Below are 15,925 nucleotides of genomic sequence, written 5' to 3' on the forward strand. Positions count from 1 at the left end.
GCTTTACCCCGGGCGGCGGTGCCCTTGCCCATCAATAGCGCGTCGTCATCCGATGTCCGAGCCGATAGGACAGCTTGACATAGGTAACTGCCTGCCCCTCCCACCAGGTGGACCGCTCCACGGTGAAAACCGGATCGCCGATCTTGCTGGCAAGATATTGCGACAGGTCCAGATCCACCAACCCGGCGGAAAAGCTGATCTCGGCGTCGGAAAACGGGATTGTGGCAACAAGCCATTCATTGGGCCCCGTCACCGCAAAATCGGCCGTTTCGGCCTGCGGCAGAACCGCAAGATTGATCCATCTGTCTTCGTGTTGATAGGGGTCGCCGTCGGCGTAATGCATGCACACCAGATGCACGACCCTGCACCCTATCGGTAATTTCAGACGCGCCCGAAGCCAGTCAGGCGCCGCCACCACTGAGCGACTGACCAGAGAATAGCGGTACTGCGCGCCCTTTTCCTCGATCTCCCTGCGCACCAGCGGAATATCGAACCGCGCCTGACGGACCGGGCTTTGGCGCACCCGCGTGCCCGCCTTGCGGCGGCGCTCGATGATGCCATCATCGGCAAGCTCGCGCATGGCGCGGTTCACGGTGGCGCGCGCACAGCCATATGTCCCCGCAAGCTCGATCTCATTGGGAACAAGGCTTCCCGGCCCCCATTCCCCTTTGGTGATCTTCGACAGGATGTCGGTTTTGACGTCCCTATAGGTGACTTTCATTGGCCGCGCCTTCATTAAGACTGTGCTTATAACCATCTACCCTAAGTTTAATGGTTCACCAAGGCGGTAGATAACGGTCATTCGCGATGCCCCTGCGCCATTTTACCGGCTCATCTTTGCGTCGACCATCGACTCTTCGGCGATCATTGCTTCCAATTGGCGGCGGAACCGCAGCTGACCTGCATCAATGCCAAGATCAATATGTGGCGATGTTTTCTCATCCATCCCGATCTGAACCTGATCGAGCACCGCGCGATCCTCTTCAAAGGCGTTGCGCACATCTTCGCTCATCATCTTTGACAGTTCTTCGTCGTCTGGCCGGATATTGCGCAGCTGGAACCAGTAATATCTGGTCTCGGTCTCACTCGTGGGGGTCATGAAGTTGTAGCTGTCCATCACGAAGGTATTTTCGTGCAGCGTGCCATCGACGCCCCCGGTGCCCGCAGGGGTAAACACCGCGCGGATCAACGCGTGGCTGGGATAGCGCACCTCGTAATGCTGAAGCCGGTCGCAATTGCCCTCGAATTCCACGACCTTTTTGTAAAACGGCGCAGGCTCGTGATCCATCATCCAACGGTGAACGATCACGCCCGTATCAGTCTTGGTCACCCGGAGCGGAGCATCCTTCGTCTCGGCCGACGCAAAGGACGTTTCATGCACCCAAGCCACATGCGTGGGGTCCAGCAGGTTGTCGCACATCAGCAGGTAATTGCAGTTCAGCTCCATCGCCGCGCCGCGGTTGATGCCCCACTCGGGGCTGTCGAAATTGGGGATGTCGATGATATCTTCGGGGTCCGCGATTGCCGCATTGCCCATCCAGATCCAGATCAGCCCGTATTTTTCATGCACCGGATAGGGGCGCACGCGCGCCGCCGAAGGGATGCGCCCGCCGCCCGGGGCCCAAACGCATTGGCCCGCGCAATCAAACGTCAGCCCGTGATAGCCGCATTCCACGGTGTCGCCCTTGATCCGCCCCCTGGAAAGAGGCAGCTTGCGATGCGGACAGGCGTCTTCCATGGCGATCACTTCGCCGTCGCTGTTGCGAAACATGCAAATTTTTTCGCCCAGCACCTTTACCTGTTGCAAATCGTTGACAATTTCATCGCTCCACGCGGCGACGTACCAAGCATTCTTGAGAAACATATGACTTCCTAGCTGAGATTTTGTCTGCGGTTAGCGGCATTATAAAAGGACAGACCCAAATAAAAACGGTTTTCCCTCGCCAATCCGTTAGGTTTTCCACCCTATGCGCCACCGGCTACTGACGCTATCCAATTCAGAAAATTTCCTGAGGTTTCCTTCTCCGGCATCAGGGGCGGCCAACAGATAAAATAGGAGCCTGGCATTTCTATGGGGCGATCCGACAGACGGACAGGCCGTCCAAGATCAAGGTCCACCGAGGCAAAGAAAATTGCGCCAGCGTGATGCCCGGACCCGCCGCAGCGGCCTCTGGCGCCGTGCCGGGCGCCAGATTGACGCTGGCGCGCAATGAGCGGAACGTTACATGCTCAAAGGCGGGGTCGACCTGTTCATTCGCATCCGCCCGGCACGACCCTCCGGCCATTCTTCAACGCAGGTAAAGACTGAGTTGCAAGCGCGCCGGTTTTTCCGCGTCACCGCCTCCCCCATCCTGCTGATGACGAAACCAGCCCGAAAGGAGGCAACCATGGCCCGCATTCCCGGCCCCCCCGGACGACATTCACCGCGTGCCCAAAGCACGCAGCATTGCAACCCCGTGAAAGGACACCAGTCATGACACGCTCGACCGACATTCTGGCGACCGCACTGGCGCCGACGATCTGGGGAAGCACCTATCTTGTAACGACCGAGATGCTCCCCGCAGGCTATCCCGTCACGCTTGCCGTCCTGCGGGCGCTGCCTGCGGGGTTGCTTCTGCTGGCCGTGACCCGATGCCTGCCGCCGCGGGCCTGGCTTGGGCGGGCATTTGCGCTTGGTGCGCTGAATTTCGCGGTGTTCTGGACGTTGCTGTTCGTGGCGGCCTACCGGTTACCCGGCGGCGTTGCGGCCACCCTCGGCGCCTTGCAGGCGCTGATGGTTATAGCGATGGCGCGGGGCTGGCTTGGCACAGACGTGCGCCCCGGCGCAGTGGCCGCAGCCGCCACAGGGGTCGTCGGTGTTGCCTTTCTGTTGCTTGGGCCGGGCGTGGCGCTTGACCCGATCGGCATTGCCGCAGGGCTTGGCGGTGCGGCCTCGATGGCGGCCGGGACCGTGCTCAGCCGCAAGTGGCAACCGCCCGTGCCTCCGCTTGGGTTTACGGCCTGGCAATTGACGGCCGGTGGGTTGATCCTTTTGCCATTTGCCCTGTTTCTTGAGCCCCCGTTGCCGACAATCACGCAAACCAACCTCGTCGGTTTGGCTTGGCTTGGCCTGATCGGTGCCGCGGCGACCTACTGGCTCTGGTTTCGCGGTCTTGCACGGCTTGACCCCGGTGCCGTCTCGATACTGGGCATGATGAGCCCGGTGACCGCCGTCGCGCTTGGATGGCTCTGGCTGGGGCAGGCATTGACTGCGGTGCAGATCGCCGGTGCGCTCATCGTCCTCGGCTCTGTCTGGGGCGGACAGATCGCAAACCGACCGCGCCCGGCGGGCATGAATCCGTCGGCCCGATCAGGGCAGCACCCGTTTCAAGAGTCGTAAAGGGCGCCGAAAGCGCCCCTTACCTTGCTGTGATGCCGGGTTTTCGCCGGTCATGCGAGGCCAATACTCAGTGCGTCATGAAACCGATTTCGCCGACCATACCGGCTTCGCGATGTCCGGGGACGTTGCAGGCAAACCCGATCTCGGTTTCCTTGCCGAAGGTCCAGGTCACCTTGGCGGTTTGGCCAGGTTCGAGCAGAACGCTGTTGGCATCGTCATGCATCATGCCGGCCTTCATCATCTTGTGGTGATTGACGGTGTCCGCGGTCATCATGCCGGTTTCCATCATTGTGGTCATCTCGTCCATGTGACCCTGCCACATGCTTTCAGTGCCAAGGTTGAACTCATGCACGAATTCGCCGTCATTCCTGACCACGAAAGTGATGGTTTCCCCTTCCATGACCTCGATGTTCGATGGCTCGAATTTCATCTCGGTCATGCTGACCTCGATTACGCGGTCCGCATTTGCCAAAAGACCTGGCGTGCCCATCATGGCGGCATGGCCACCGCCGTGACCGGCATTGTGACCCGCACCGGCGACTGCGGCTGTTGTGGTCAGGGCGAGCGCGATGCCCGCGAGGATATTGATAGAAGGTTTCATGTCGGGTTCCTTTTAGAGAGTGAGGATAGAGGTGCAGGTTTGAAATCACCTCGCCCGTCGCGGCGGCGGCGGGTCAAACTCCGGCGTGAACCGGTCCATGATCACGGTCACGGCAAGCCGTTCCACGTCACATGCGATCTGTGTCAGCGTCGCCTTGTCATGCGGCACGCAGAGTGCGGCGAAAGAACAGGCCATGCCAGGATGGCACTTGTCCGTCGAGGTGTAGTCCTCATGCTCATGGGGTACAGAATCGACGGCACCGGATGCCGCCTCAACCTGCCGGGACGGTTCCTGAGCGGCAAAGGCGGCTGCACCACTGAACAAAAACGCAATGGTCGCACCTATGGCCATCCAACCGAAAAAGGTTGTGCATACACGCCATATCGGCACCATCAGAAAATCCCGTTTTCCTTCTGGAGTTCGCGCACATAGGTCGCGATCGCCTTCACGTCCGCGTCCGTTACGCCCTCTACCGGGGGCATGTTTCCAAAGCGCCAGTGATGGGATCTGACGCCATTCTTCGCGGCCAGAACGAATGCCATATCCGAATGGTGGCCGGGTTCGTAAATCCTGTGCACAAGCGGCGGGCCCTTGCCCTCATGGCCTGCGGCATTGGCACCGTGACAGGTGGCACATTTCGCCTTGAATGCACGTGCGCCCATCTCCCCCTGTGGGGACAGCTCGGCGGGAAGCCGAACCTCGACAATCGCAGCGCCCTTTTCGATATCTGATGTATCTGGCGGCGTCATCGAATGCGCCGCCGGGCCGGGCGTGGGACGCGTGGTTTGCCAGACATACGCACCGCCCGCCGCAATCAGCACCGCGACGACAATCCAACCGAGTTTGCTCATGCTTGATCTTCCACTCTGAAACCTCCGATAGCCTGAATAGCTTGCGCACAGGTCGCCAGAAAACACTGACGTTCGATCGGGCATCTGCCATGTTCCAGCGCTGGAAGGTCAAGCAAATCCACGGATTCAGTGAGGTTAATTTTGTAACGAAATGTATCCTTGATCTTTGCCCGCAATCGCGTTCTTTTCTGTCACGAAGCAACAAACCGGTTCGTGATGCGATTTTTTCGACTGACACGCATGGCCCATATCCTATCGCTCGTCGTCCTGATGGTCGCGGCGGTGCCATTTGTTGCGTCTGACGCAAGCGCGCCGCAGGACAGCCCGCACCGCATGGCCGTGCTGGATGTCCGGGACTGTGGCACACATGTTGACATGGATGGCACCGACGCGCCCTGCCCGGGTATGATGCTACATTGCGTGGCGGTTCTTGATTTTGGCCGAACGACATCAGAGCCGCGCGTCATCGTCGTCGCACTCTATCACCGGTTTCGCCCGATCCACGCCGAGAGCGTCGCGCCAGAGGCCGCCTCGCCACCGCCGCGCGCCTGACTGGTCATAGCCTCGATTTCCGCGCCTTCTGTTTAAGACCCTGAAACGCCCTGCCCTGCGCGCAGGGCCGGAACGCACGCCACTCTGGCTTGCGCGGTGGCCACGCAGGGTCGCGGGAAATCTCATTTCACGGATGAAGCATGGCTCTGGCGCAGGCGCGTCAGGCCGACTTTTGGACATTACAAAGGAGAAGAGAATGCGTCTCTTCAAAGCAAAACGGTCTGCGCTTTCCGAGACAGCGCTCGGCTCGTCACAACATCTGGCAGCAGGTCTGTCCCGGCGTCAGTTCGGTTTGACTGCGGCTGCCGCGCTCGCCATGCCGACGGTATTGCGCGCGCACGGATCGCCAAAGATCACATCGAAAGGGACCTATGACATCACTGTCGACCGGGTTCGGATTGACACGGGGAACTTTCGGAAAATGGGAGTCGGCTACAACAAGAGCCAGATTCCGACCGTTCTGCGGTTCAAGGAGGGCGAAGAGGTCACCATCAACGTGACCAACAACCTGCGCGAAAGCACCTCGATCCACTGGCACGGGCTTGTCCTGCCGTTCCGTCAGGACGGCGTGCCCGGCATCAGCTTCAACGGCATCGCCCCCGGTGAAACCTTCACCTATCGGTTCCCGATCCAGCAGGCCGGCACCTACTGGTTCCACAGTCACTCGGGCTTTCAGGAGCCAGATGGCGCTTACGGTGCCATCGTGATCGAGCCGCGTGGCGGTGAACGCGTTCGCGCCAATCGCGATTATGTCGTGCAACTGGCCGACAAGCACCCGCATCCCGGCAGCCGGATCATGCGTAATCTCAAGAGGATGCCGGATTACTACAACCGCTCGCAACGCACCTTGCAGACCCTGATCGAAGACTCACGTCAGGACAGCCTGAAAGCCGCGCTCAAGGATCGCGGCATGTGGGGCCGGATGCGGATGATGCCCACGGATATCGAGGATGTGCAGGGATTTACCCCGCTCATCAACGGGCAGAGCACCTCGCAAAACTGGACCGGGCTGTTCCGGCCAGGCGAGAAAATCCGCCTGCGGATCGTCAATTCCTCGGCCATGACCTATTTCGACATGCGCATCCCCGGCCTCAGGATGACGGTCGTTCAGGCCGACGGCAATGACGTCAGGCCGGTCACCGTGGACGAGCTGCGGGTCGCCGTCGCGGAAACCTATGACGTGATCGTTCAGCCGCGCGAGAACAAGGTCTATAGCATCATTGCCGAGTCGATGGGGCGGACCGCGCTCGTTCGCGGCACCCTGTCCCCGAAAGACGGCTACGCAGGCGCGGTGCCACCGCTCAGGCCCAGGCCGCTGCTTACCATGGCCGATATGGGCGGCATGATGGGCGGCATGGATATGGGCGACCACGTGATGCAGAACGCCGGTGGCATGCAGGACATGACCGCTATGGACCACGCCAACATGGAGCCCGCGGAAAGCTCCGGCATGCAGAGTATGGACCACTCGCAGATGCAGACCCCAGACCAACCAGCCATGGATGGCATGGCCCCCTCCGATATGAACAACACCGGCACGCCTGCCATGCAGGGCATGGATCACGCCGGGATGACGATGGAGGATGGTGCCGATCTGTTCTACGCGCCGGGCAGCGGGCTGACGCCCAAAGCCTATAATGGCGGCAAGTTTCTGTCCTACACCGATCTGCGCGCCGCAAGACCGCTTTATCGCCACCGTGCCCCGTCGCGCACCATCGAGCTACGCCTGACCGGCAATATGGAGCGCTATATCTGGTCGATCAACGGCGTGAAATACGACGATGCCGACCCGATCGTGTTGACCTATGGCGAGCGGGTGCGCATCCGGTTCATCAACGAAACCATGATGGCGCATCCGATGCACCTGCACGGGATGTGGTCGATGGTCGAGACCGGTCAGGGCGCGCGCAACCCGATCAAACACACGGTGAGCGTTCAACCCGGAGTGACCACCGACATCGAGGTCGAGGTCGATGCGCCAGGCCAATGGGCCTTTCACTGCCACCTTTCCTATCACGCCGATGGCGGCATGTTCCGCAAAGTCGTGGTCAGAGGGCGCCCAGCCTGAGCCAGTCAATATAAAGGAAAATCAAGATGAAACGTTTCAAACTGGCCGGACTAGTCGGCCTCTTTCTGCCCCTGGCTCAGGTTACATATGCCGAGCCGCTAATCTGGGGGTTTCAAGCAGAGCAGTTCGAATATCGCGCGATGGATGGCGAGGATGCCTTCGTCTGGGATTTTGATGCCCTTGTGGGATCGGATGAGTTGAAATTCATCTGGCGCAGTGAGGCCGAACTTGGCCTCACGTCGGAGGACTTCGAGAAGCTGGAAAACCAGGCGCGCCTGCAATTTCCCGTCTCGACGTTTTTCGACGCGGTGATCGGGGCCTATGCCGATACGCCCGATGGCGCGCCCAACCGCTATGCCGGGGTGGTCGGCATCAAGGGGCTTGCGCCGCAATGGTTCGAGATTGACGCCGATCTGTTTGTCTCCGAGAACCCGTTCTTCCGGTTTGAGGCGGAATACGAGGCGCTGTTGACCAATCGCCTGATCCTGACCCCGAATATCGAGGTCAACCTGCCGCTCAAGGATGATGCGGCGCGCGATCGTGGCGCGGGCGGTGCCGTCGTGGAAATCGGGGCGCGGCTTAGTTACGATGTCGTTGATCGCGCGTTCTCGCCCTATATCGGGGTGAATTACGAGGCCGCACTTGGCGATACCAAGGACCGGATCCGCGCCAGCGGCGGAGATACCGATGCCTTCGCGATCGTGATCGGCACACGCCTGATGTTCTGAAATGAGGGCCGCCCCGGTCACGTGCCGGGGCGGCCACATACCGTGCTTGTCGCCCGGATGGTGCGCAGAGCTTTGAAAACCAAATTGGAAAGGAACCTGTGATGAGCGGACAAGGGCACGCGGGCCACATGCCATCGAGCGGTCGCGGCATGGCGATTTCAGCTTGGTTAACGGGCATCTATTTCTTCATCGAGATGACAATCGGGCTCTGGACCGGCTCGATCGCGGTGATTTCGGACGCTTTTCATACCTTTTCTGCCGTCGGCGGCGTCCTTGTGGCGATCCTTGCCGCGCGCCTTGCAAGGCGCCCGGCCGACGAGGATCGCAGCTTTGGCTGGTATCGCGCAGAGATCATCGGCGCCCTGGTCAATGGCGGGTTTCTGCTTGGCATGGCGGTAGTGGTGATCGTGATGGCTGCGATGCGGCTAAACTCTCCGATTAATCTGCCGACCGGCCCGATGCTGCTGGCCGCCGCGGGCGGGCTCTTGACCGAACTCATCTCGCTCGGGCTGATCTGGAAGCAGAGCCAGAGCGATCTGAACGTCAAGGGCGCGCTTTGGCACATCATCCAGACATTTGTCGGAAGCCTGCTGATCATCGTCACCGCGCTGGTGATCAAGTTTACCGGATTCCTGCTGATCGACCCGATCCTCGGCATGGCCTTCGGATTCGTGCTGGTCTGGGCAAGCTGGGGAATTCTGCGCGACTCCATGCATCTGCTGATGGAGGGCACGCCCGAGGATGTAAGCCTTGGCGACGTCATGCAGGCGCTTGAGGCGTTGCGCGGTGTGGCGAACGCCCATCACGTGCATGCCTGGGCGCTGACCAGCGGCAAATACGTCTTTTCCGCCCATCTGCGCATTCACGGCGACGACGATCCGCAAGAGGTATTAAGGGAAGCCCATCAAATGCTGCGCGAGCGCTTTGGCTTTTTCTTTGTCACCTTGCAGGTCGAGGACCGCTGTCTTGATGAAAGCGGCGCCGAGATGATTGATATCACGGCTAAGGATTGATGCCCTTGTTTGCCACACCGAATCCCGGCCACAGCCACAACCCCGAGCGGTAAACGCATATGTCGCCTTATGATCCAGTCCTATCTTGCGAATCTGAGTTTTGCGAAAGCGGCAATTCCAATTGCACCAGAAGCCCGCCCTCCGGGTGGTTCTGCAAGGTCACGTCGCCCCCATGCGAGCGCAGGATACTGCGCGCGATGGACAGGCCGAGACCGGTGCCGCCTGTCTCGCGCGAGCGTGACGTTTCGACCCGGTAAAACGGCTCAAAGACCTCGTCCAGCTCTGCTTCGGGGATGCCGGGACCGTGATCGCGCACCCGGATCAAGACCCTGTCGTGCTCTCGGGTATAGCTGACCCTGGCATCGCTACCGTAGCGCACCGCATTCTCTATGATATTGCGCAGGGCGCGGCGCATGGAGTGAGGCCGCAGCCTGATCTGAAGCGGCGCGCCGGTCTCATATTGGAACGCGTCGAGCATGTCCCGCTTCAGGCGCGTCAGAAAGTCCCCCAACTCAACCGTTTCCGGGGGTTCGCTGATCGCCATGCCCCGTGCAAAGGCCAGCGTGCGCTCGACCATGTCTTGCATTTCCTCGATCGACGTGACCAGGGCATCACGTGTTTCCGCCTCCTCCACCATCTCGGCGTGGACGCGCAGCGCGGTCAACGGCGAGCGCAGATCGTGCCCCAGAGCGGCCATGATGCGTGTCTTGTCCGCAACCGTGCGCACCAGCCGCTCCTGCATGAGATTGAAGGTATCCGTCAGATCGCGAACCTCTCTCGGACCGGCAACCGGGATCGGCTTGCCCTCCTCGCCCCTGCCGAGGCTTTCGGCGGCCTGTGCCAAGCGTCGAAGCGGCCAGGTCAGGCGCGCCAGAAGATACCAGCAGGCGACCCCGATCAGCAACGCCGCCGTAAGGCCAAAACTCACCGCGGAGAAGACCGGCCATTGCAGCGGCGGGCGCTGAAAGCGCGTATCGATATTCAGCCAAGCGCCGTCTGCAAGCGCGATGGAAAGCGTCAATTCAAGCCCCGTGATTTTGTCATGCATCATCTGCCTGTGCATCGCGGCCATGTGTGGCGGGACCGTTCTCATCGGCGGAAATGCGCGCTCGACCTCGTGCAATTCCACACGGATTTCGCGTGTGTCTTCGGTCCCGAGCAGCGACCTGATGCCCGCCTCGACAGCGCCTCCGGCCCTGTGATCGAGATGATCTACGGCCGCGTGCGCATCGACGCGAAACCGTGCAAGCGGCGAGTCGGCGGCGCGCAAGATCGAGGCATGCAGGTCTTGTGGCGCCCGCTCCAGAAGCAGGGCCACATTCGCGGCGCGCCCGGCGGCCTCTGCGCCGATGGCGGCCCGCACGGCAAGGCTTCTCTCATCCACGAAAAGCCAGAGGCTGATCGCCTGTGCCGTCACCAGGCTGCCGATGATCAGCAACAAGAGCTGCACGCGCAAACTGTCAAGACGGGTGCGGATCATGGGGCGGTCTCGACATCCGTTGCAAGGCAGTAGCCGCCGTTTCGAACCGTCGTGATAATCCTTGGGCGCCCCGGATTTGCCTCGATCTTGCGGCGCAGGCGGCTGATCTGGTTGTCGATGGTGCGATCGAACGCGGCGGGCGTGCGCCCGGCTGTCAGGTCGAAAAGCTGCTCGCGGCTCAGCACGATACGCGGGCGTTCCAGCAGGATCGTCAACAGCTTGAATTCCGATGTCGTCAGCACGTCCTCGCGGCCATCCGCCGCGACCAGGCGGCGGGTGTCGGTTTCCAGGGTCCAGTCCGCGAACCGGACATGCCGCCCCGTAAGCCCCCCGGCCAGCGGTTCGGACCGCTGTGCGCGTCGCAGAATCGCCCTGATCCGCGCCAAAAGCTCGCGCGGATTGAACGGCTTGGGCAGATAGTCGTCGGCGCCGACCTCAAGCCCGATAATCCGGTCCATTTCCTCGCCAAGCGCGGTCAGCATGAGGATCGGCGTTGCCCCCTTGGCGGACAGGCGGCGACAGACCGATATCCCGTCCTCGCCAGGCATCATCACGTCAAGAACAACGAGATCATAACGCCCGACGTCGAGCAGCCCGTCCATCTCGGTCGCGTCCTTCGCCGTCGTCACGCGCAAATCACTCTTTTCCAGGTATCGTGCGACGGCTTTGCGAATTTCGGCACTGTCATCGACAAGCAGGATATGGGGTGGCTTTGTCATGGTACGACCCTAGGCGATTGCACGGCCGGTGCCGAGGAAAACTGTCACGGATTGTAACCGGGCGGCGCTTTGCGACAGACCGTTACGCAATCGTCAGGCGCACCCGTTGCATAGGGCATTTCATTTGCCATTTTGAGTGTGTCTTACATCTCAAAAAGGAGAACACTCAATGCAACGCAGACTAACACGCGGCCTCGCAATCGCCATCGCTACGACCATCGGCGGCGCGGCCTTCGCCAATATGGGCTATATCTCCGGGCATCACAATCTGCCTGACCGCGACAACAACATTCACATGACCGACACGATGCGCGGTCATTTCGACCACGCGGATCAGAACGAAGACGGCAAGGTCACGCGTGATGAAATGGAGACCCACATGAAGGCGGCGTCTGAATTTCAGCGGATGTTCGAAGAACGTAACGCAAGCGAGGACCGCTGACGCTGCCAAGACCAGACACCCGAAAACAACAGTCATATCGGAATGATCCGAAAGGAAAACATGATGAATACCAGGTATATCTCGGCAATCGCCGTGGCGGCGATCCTTGTCGGCGGCAACGCCGCCATGGCGCAGGGCATGGGACAGGGTATGGAACAAGGCCAGCACGGCCACGGCCAGCAGCCCGCCAGACAGCATGCCTCGGGCCAGAGTGGCATGATGCCCATGCATCAGCAGATGATGACCATGCACAAGGGTATGATGCAGGGCGGCATGAAGGGCAAGGCGGGTCCGATGGGGCCGGAATTCCGCGCCCTGCTCGACACCAACGAGGATGGCAGGATCGAGCCCGCCGAAGCGCGCGCCGCGCTTGAGACCCTTCTCTCCGATAACGACGCAAATGGCGATGGCGCGCTTGATATCGCCGAATTCGAGATCCTGCACAGCCGCATGATCCGCGAGCGCATGGTCGACCGGTTCCAGCATCTCGACAATGACGGCGACGGCGCCATAACCGCCGGGGAAATGGCGGCCCCGGCAAAGAAGATCGAGAAGATGCAAAAGCGGATGGAGAGAATGCAGAACGCCCGCGACATGCCCCAGAAAGGCATGAAACCAGGCGCGATGATGCAGGACGGCACACGCAAGCAAGGCGACTGATCCCAAAGATCAGGCCAGAGAGGGCGGAACGGCAATCGTCGCACCGCCCTCTTTGATCCGCGCCGCTTCATTGGCAGCGTCAGGGGCAAAACAGGGCGCAAGCCTTTGGCGCAGGGCGCGCGCCTCGTCCCGGAGGGTTCCATCGCTCCGGGGATCTAAATCCTCAACCCGTATCTGCCTTTTCGGGGCAAAGACCTCCAAGCCCGTTCTGGCTGTTGGGTCAATCTGGCGGCTTGCCAGTGCCGTCATCCGAGCCTGTTTTTGACCTTTTGTCTTTCTTCAGCGCCTCAAAGCCGATGATCACGTCAAGCAATTCCGTCGTTATTTCAGATTGACGCAAAGCGCGGGTTTCGGATTTCAGGTCTTCAAGTTGCTCATCGACCGATTGTTCCGCCTGCTGCATGAGGGCCAGCCGCGCAGCATTTTCCGTGACCAGCGCCTCGGCAGAGGCCCGAAACAGGCTTGCAAACAAATACCCCCGAATCAATGACATGAAAAGGTCACCCCGAGGCATCGAAAAATACGGCAGGCTGCGCGAGACCCACGGCTTTGCCTGAAGCTCGGCGATGAGCGCAGGATCGAGCGGCAGCAATGCCGCGATTTCGGCAGCCTGCGTTCCGCCTTCGCCGCGCGCAAAATAGGCCAGTGTGACAGCAACGTCATGGGGGTGACTATCACGCCGGATATCGTCGAGCTTTTGCGTCAGAAGATTTGCCAGCCGCCCGATCCCATCGACAGAAGCGGGCGGAAAAAACGTCTTTTTCACCCTGAGACCTTGATCGGCCAGTGCATCCGCCATCTGTGCCCCGACACAAAGAACGGTTGTGGCGTGGTCTGCATCGGCGTTGATCTGGCGCCCGACATGCCCGGCAAGCGCCTCGTTATAGTTCCCGCACAAGCCGTGATCGGAGCCGAACACAACCATGACCCGCGCCCCCGCGCCGGGCGTCTCTGTCTGGAGTGGCCCGGACTGCGACAGGAAGGCATGCAGCCCCTCAAGCACCGTGTCGTGATAGGCCTCGATGGCGCGGGCCGCATGTTCATAAGGGGCGGAATTGATGACCGACAGCGTCTTCATGGTGTGAACCACGCTGCGGATTCCCTGCATGCTGGTTGTGCGCCGCGCGAGCGTCTCAAGGGTTTGCGCCATGCTGCTCCCCCAGTGTTTTTCGGGCCTGTTGACCGAGCGCCGCCATGCGGGCACGGGCGGCGTCGTCCAGGGGCTCGTTCTGCGCGATCCTATCCGCCATCTCGCCAAGATCACGCGTGGCGGCCGTTCGGATCGCGGCCATCACGGCAAAGGTCTCCGCCTCGCTCAGCCCGTCTAGCTGCCCGTCCATTGCCGCGATCAGAACGGCGAGTTGTTCGACCGCCGCCATGGGGTCGCGCTCGGCCTGGCGCAGGGATGCGCGCACCGCCGCCCCGCGGGTCAGCCGGGCGCGGGTCGCATCGTCAAGACGGGTGCCGAACCGGGCGAAATCCTCCAACTCTTCAAATTGCGACAGGGTGACGCGCAGGTTGCCCGCCACCGAGCGGAACGCGCGGCTTTGCGCCTTGCCGCCGACACGGCTGACCGACACGCCAAGATCGACCGCTGGAAACTGGTTCTTGCGCACCAGGCGCGGCGACAGATAGATCTGCCCGTCGGTGATCGAGATCAGGTTGGTCGGGATATAGGCCGACAGGTTTTCGGCCTGGGTTTCGACAACCGGCAGCACGGTAATCGACCCGCCGCCAACCGCCTCGGAGAACTGTCCGGCGCGCTCCAGCAACCGCGCGTGGATATAGAAGATATCGCCGGGAAAGGCCTCGCGCCCCGGCGGGCGGCGCAGCAACAGCGACAACTCCCGGTAGGAGCGCGCGTGATGCGTCAGATCATCCAGAACCACCAATACATCGCGGCCCTGAGCGGCGAAATATTCGGCCATGCTCAGCGCCGCATAGGGCGCGATATAGGCCAGCCCGGCGGCCTCTTCGTCACCAGCGGACATGATGACCGTGCGCCCCAGCATGCCGCCGTCGGTGATCGCCCCGATCACCTTGGCCACCGCATCGCCACGTTGCCCGATCGCGCAATAGATGCACGTCACATCGGTGGATTTCTGGTTGAGGATCGCATCCACAGCCAAGGATGTCTTCCCGGTCTGCCTGTCCCCGATCACCAGTTGGCGTTGCCCAAGCCCGATCGGCACCGCCGCATCGACCGTCTTGATCCCGGTGGCCAGAGGGCGCGTGATCGCCTTGCGGTCAAGAATTTCGGGCGCCTCGGCCTCGACGGGCCGCATCGCCTCGACCTTGATCGCGCCCTTGCCATCCTGCGGATTGCCAAGCGCATCCACGACCCGGCCCAGAAGCGCCGGGCCGACCCTGGCGCTCACCACCTTGTGGGTGCGCGCAACACCTGTGCCGACGGCAACACGCTCGGACGGCCCAAGCAGGACAACGCCAAGGCGCCCCGGCTCCAGATCAAGGACGATGCCCTGCACGCCGTTTTCAAAGCGCAACAGCTCGTCGGACAAGGCACGTTCCAGCCCGGTGACGATGGCGATGCCGTCGGCCACTTCGGCGACCTGCCCGATTTCGCTCAGGCGGGGGCCGGGCGCGGGGCTGTCGAGCAGGGCCTGCAACAGCCCCTCGGGACCGGCGCCGATGTCGCCGGTTTCACCGCTCATGGTCTTGCGCCTTCGGCTCGGTGCCCCTGGCCAGCTTTTCAGAAATCAGCGCGTCCAGCCCCTCGATATAGGACTCGACGGTCCAGGCCACCTGCGCGCCGCCGATGCGCAGCATCAGGCCCGGCGCCTGGTCCGGGTCGCTCTCGAATCTTACCGGGACATCCGGAAACAGGGCGTTCAATTCGCCGGTCACGGCTTTTTGTGCCGCTGGTGGCAACGGGTCATGGCTTGTGATGACGGCCACCCTCGCCTGCCCTGCGGCGCGGGCCAGATCTGCGGCCATCGGCTTGACCTTCTCGACAAGGTGATGCGCGATGCGCGCCTCCAGCGTCTCATCGGCAAGGTCGCTCAACGCCTTGCGGGTCAGCGACAGCAGCGCGCTTGCCCCGACGTGATGCATCTGAGCGGTGTATTTCCGGGCCTCATCGTCAAGATGCGCCCGCCAGCTCGCGTGCTCGCGCTCCATGCGCTGCTGCGCCTCGGCCAGCAACTCATCGCGCTGTTCCTCGGCCTGTTTTCGCACCGTTTCGGTCATCTCGGACTGCGCGACATGCAGCGCGCGTACCTTGTCATGATATTCCGCCTCGATGGCGGCCGCCTTGTCCTTCTCTCGCTCCGCTTCCTGCATCCGGGTGGCGATTTCGGCCTCGCGGGCGTCGATGCCATCCAGAATGGGCCGGTAGAGGAACCGCTTCAAAAGCCAGACCAGCACCAGAAAGTTGGCGATCTGCGCCGCGACGGTGATCCAGTCGACGGACAT

Annotated in this window: 17 protein-coding genes; 7 read left to right on the forward strand and 10 right to left on the reverse strand. The window is 61.4% G+C overall.

Features of this window, described 5'->3' with window-relative positions:
- Positions 1 to 31: 31 nt before the first annotated feature.
- A complete protein-coding gene (locus tag BMZ91_RS15485) occupies positions 32 to 721 on the reverse strand; it encodes a histidine utilization transcriptional repressor HutC (protein WP_092840998.1) in 690 nt (229 codons plus the stop codon).
- A 102-nt stretch (positions 722 to 823) separates the two neighbouring features.
- Positions 824 to 1,864 (reverse strand): aromatic ring-hydroxylating dioxygenase subunit alpha, encoded by a 1,041-nt coding sequence (locus BMZ91_RS15490; protein ID WP_092840867.1) that lies wholly within the window; start codon positions 1,862 to 1,864, stop codon positions 824 to 826.
- Between the two features lie 609 nt (positions 1,865 to 2,473).
- Between BMZ91_RS15490 and BMZ91_RS15500 the strand changes: the two genes are divergently transcribed.
- The gene (locus BMZ91_RS15500; protein ID WP_092840872.1) at positions 2,474 to 3,379 is read left to right on the forward strand and encodes an EamA family transporter; all 906 of its coding nucleotides are present in this window, start codon (positions 2,474 to 2,476) and stop codon (positions 3,377 to 3,379) included.
- A gap of 67 nt (positions 3,380 to 3,446) precedes the next feature.
- Here BMZ91_RS15500 and BMZ91_RS15505 read toward each other — a convergent pair whose 3' ends face one another.
- From BMZ91_RS15505 to BMZ91_RS15515, 3 genes are read right to left on the reverse strand one after another with little or no spacing between them, the layout of a single operon-like run.
- Positions 3,447 to 3,980 carry a cupredoxin domain-containing protein gene (locus tag BMZ91_RS15505; protein WP_092840874.1) on the reverse strand — a complete coding sequence of 178 codons (534 nt, stop codon included), beginning with the start codon at positions 3,978 to 3,980 and terminating at the stop codon, positions 3,447 to 3,449.
- A gap of 45 nt (positions 3,981 to 4,025) precedes the next feature.
- Complete coding sequence (locus BMZ91_RS15510) at positions 4,026 to 4,373, reverse strand: hypothetical protein (protein WP_092840876.1); 348 nt, start codon at positions 4,371 to 4,373, stop codon at positions 4,026 to 4,028.
- Positions 4,373 to 4,831, reverse strand: a complete 459-nt coding sequence (locus BMZ91_RS15515; protein WP_092840878.1) for a c-type cytochrome — start codon at positions 4,829 to 4,831, stop codon at positions 4,373 to 4,375. The genes BMZ91_RS15510 and BMZ91_RS15515 overlap by 1 nt, the downstream gene beginning before the upstream one ends.
- Positions 4,832 to 5,047: 216 nt before the next feature.
- Here BMZ91_RS15515 and BMZ91_RS15520 point away from each other — a divergent pair, with 216 nt between their 5' ends.
- The 4 genes from BMZ91_RS15520 to BMZ91_RS15535 all read left to right on the forward strand — a co-directional run bounded on the left by BMZ91_RS15520 (position 5,048) and on the right by BMZ91_RS15535 (position 9,192).
- Complete coding sequence (locus BMZ91_RS15520; protein ID WP_143076355.1) at positions 5,048 to 5,383, forward strand: hypothetical protein; 336 nt, start codon at positions 5,048 to 5,050, stop codon at positions 5,381 to 5,383.
- Between the two features lie 196 nt (positions 5,384 to 5,579).
- Positions 5,580 to 7,451: a copper resistance system multicopper oxidase gene (locus BMZ91_RS15525; RefSeq protein ID WP_092840882.1), complete on the forward strand. Its 1,872-nt coding sequence runs from the start codon at positions 5,580 to 5,582 to the stop codon at positions 7,449 to 7,451.
- Positions 7,452 to 7,477: 26 nt separating this feature from the next.
- On the forward strand, positions 7,478 to 8,179 hold the full coding sequence (locus tag BMZ91_RS15530) for a copper resistance protein B (protein WP_092840884.1): 702 nt from the start codon (positions 7,478 to 7,480) through the stop codon (positions 8,177 to 8,179).
- Positions 8,180 to 8,280: 101 nt separating this feature from the next.
- Complete coding sequence (locus BMZ91_RS15535; protein WP_092840886.1) at positions 8,281 to 9,192, forward strand: cation diffusion facilitator family transporter; 912 nt, start codon at positions 8,281 to 8,283, stop codon at positions 9,190 to 9,192.
- A gap of 67 nt (positions 9,193 to 9,259) precedes the next feature.
- On the opposite strand, the gene BMZ91_RS15540 is transcribed toward BMZ91_RS15535, so the two are convergent.
- Both BMZ91_RS15540 and BMZ91_RS15545 read right to left on the reverse strand, forming a co-directional pair.
- Entirely contained in the window at positions 9,260 to 10,672 is a 1,413-nt protein-coding gene (locus BMZ91_RS15540; protein ID WP_092840888.1) for an ATP-binding protein, read from the reverse strand.
- The gene (locus tag BMZ91_RS15545; protein ID WP_092840889.1) at positions 10,669 to 11,391 is read right to left on the reverse strand and encodes a response regulator; all 723 of its coding nucleotides are present in this window, start codon (positions 11,389 to 11,391) and stop codon (positions 10,669 to 10,671) included. Before BMZ91_RS15545 ends, BMZ91_RS15540 begins: the two co-directional genes overlap by 4 nt.
- A 169-nt stretch (positions 11,392 to 11,560) precedes the next feature.
- Between BMZ91_RS15545 and BMZ91_RS15550 the strand changes: the two genes are divergently transcribed.
- Both BMZ91_RS15550 and BMZ91_RS21160 read left to right on the forward strand, forming a co-directional pair.
- Complete coding sequence (locus BMZ91_RS15550; protein WP_092840891.1) at positions 11,561 to 11,833, forward strand: hypothetical protein; 273 nt, start codon at positions 11,561 to 11,563, stop codon at positions 11,831 to 11,833.
- A 63-nt stretch (positions 11,834 to 11,896) separates the two neighbouring features.
- The gene (locus tag BMZ91_RS21160) at positions 11,897 to 12,493 is read left to right on the forward strand and encodes an EF-hand domain-containing protein (RefSeq protein WP_177193888.1); all 597 of its coding nucleotides are present in this window, start codon (positions 11,897 to 11,899) and stop codon (positions 12,491 to 12,493) included.
- Positions 12,494 to 12,713: 220 nt separating this feature from the next.
- Here BMZ91_RS21160 and BMZ91_RS15565 read toward each other — a convergent pair whose 3' ends face one another.
- From BMZ91_RS15565 to BMZ91_RS15575, 3 genes are read right to left on the reverse strand one after another with little or no spacing between them, the layout of a single operon-like run.
- Complete coding sequence (locus BMZ91_RS15565; protein WP_092840895.1) at positions 12,714 to 13,643, reverse strand: F0F1 ATP synthase subunit gamma; 930 nt, start codon at positions 13,641 to 13,643, stop codon at positions 12,714 to 12,716.
- The gene (locus BMZ91_RS15570) at positions 13,627 to 15,165 is read right to left on the reverse strand and encodes a F0F1 ATP synthase subunit alpha (RefSeq protein WP_092840897.1); all 1,539 of its coding nucleotides are present in this window, start codon (positions 15,163 to 15,165) and stop codon (positions 13,627 to 13,629) included. Before BMZ91_RS15570 ends, BMZ91_RS15565 begins: the two co-directional genes overlap by 17 nt.
- Positions 15,155 to 15,925 carry a F0F1 ATP synthase subunit B family protein gene (locus BMZ91_RS15575; protein ID WP_092840899.1) on the reverse strand — a complete coding sequence of 257 codons (771 nt, stop codon included), beginning with the start codon at positions 15,923 to 15,925 and terminating at the stop codon, positions 15,155 to 15,157. The genes BMZ91_RS15570 and BMZ91_RS15575 overlap by 11 nt, the downstream gene beginning before the upstream one ends.

Origin of the sequence: Roseovarius lutimaris, from assembly GCF_900115165.1 — a bacterium.
Taxonomy (GTDB): domain Bacteria; phylum Pseudomonadota; class Alphaproteobacteria; order Rhodobacterales; family Rhodobacteraceae; genus Roseovarius; species Roseovarius lutimaris.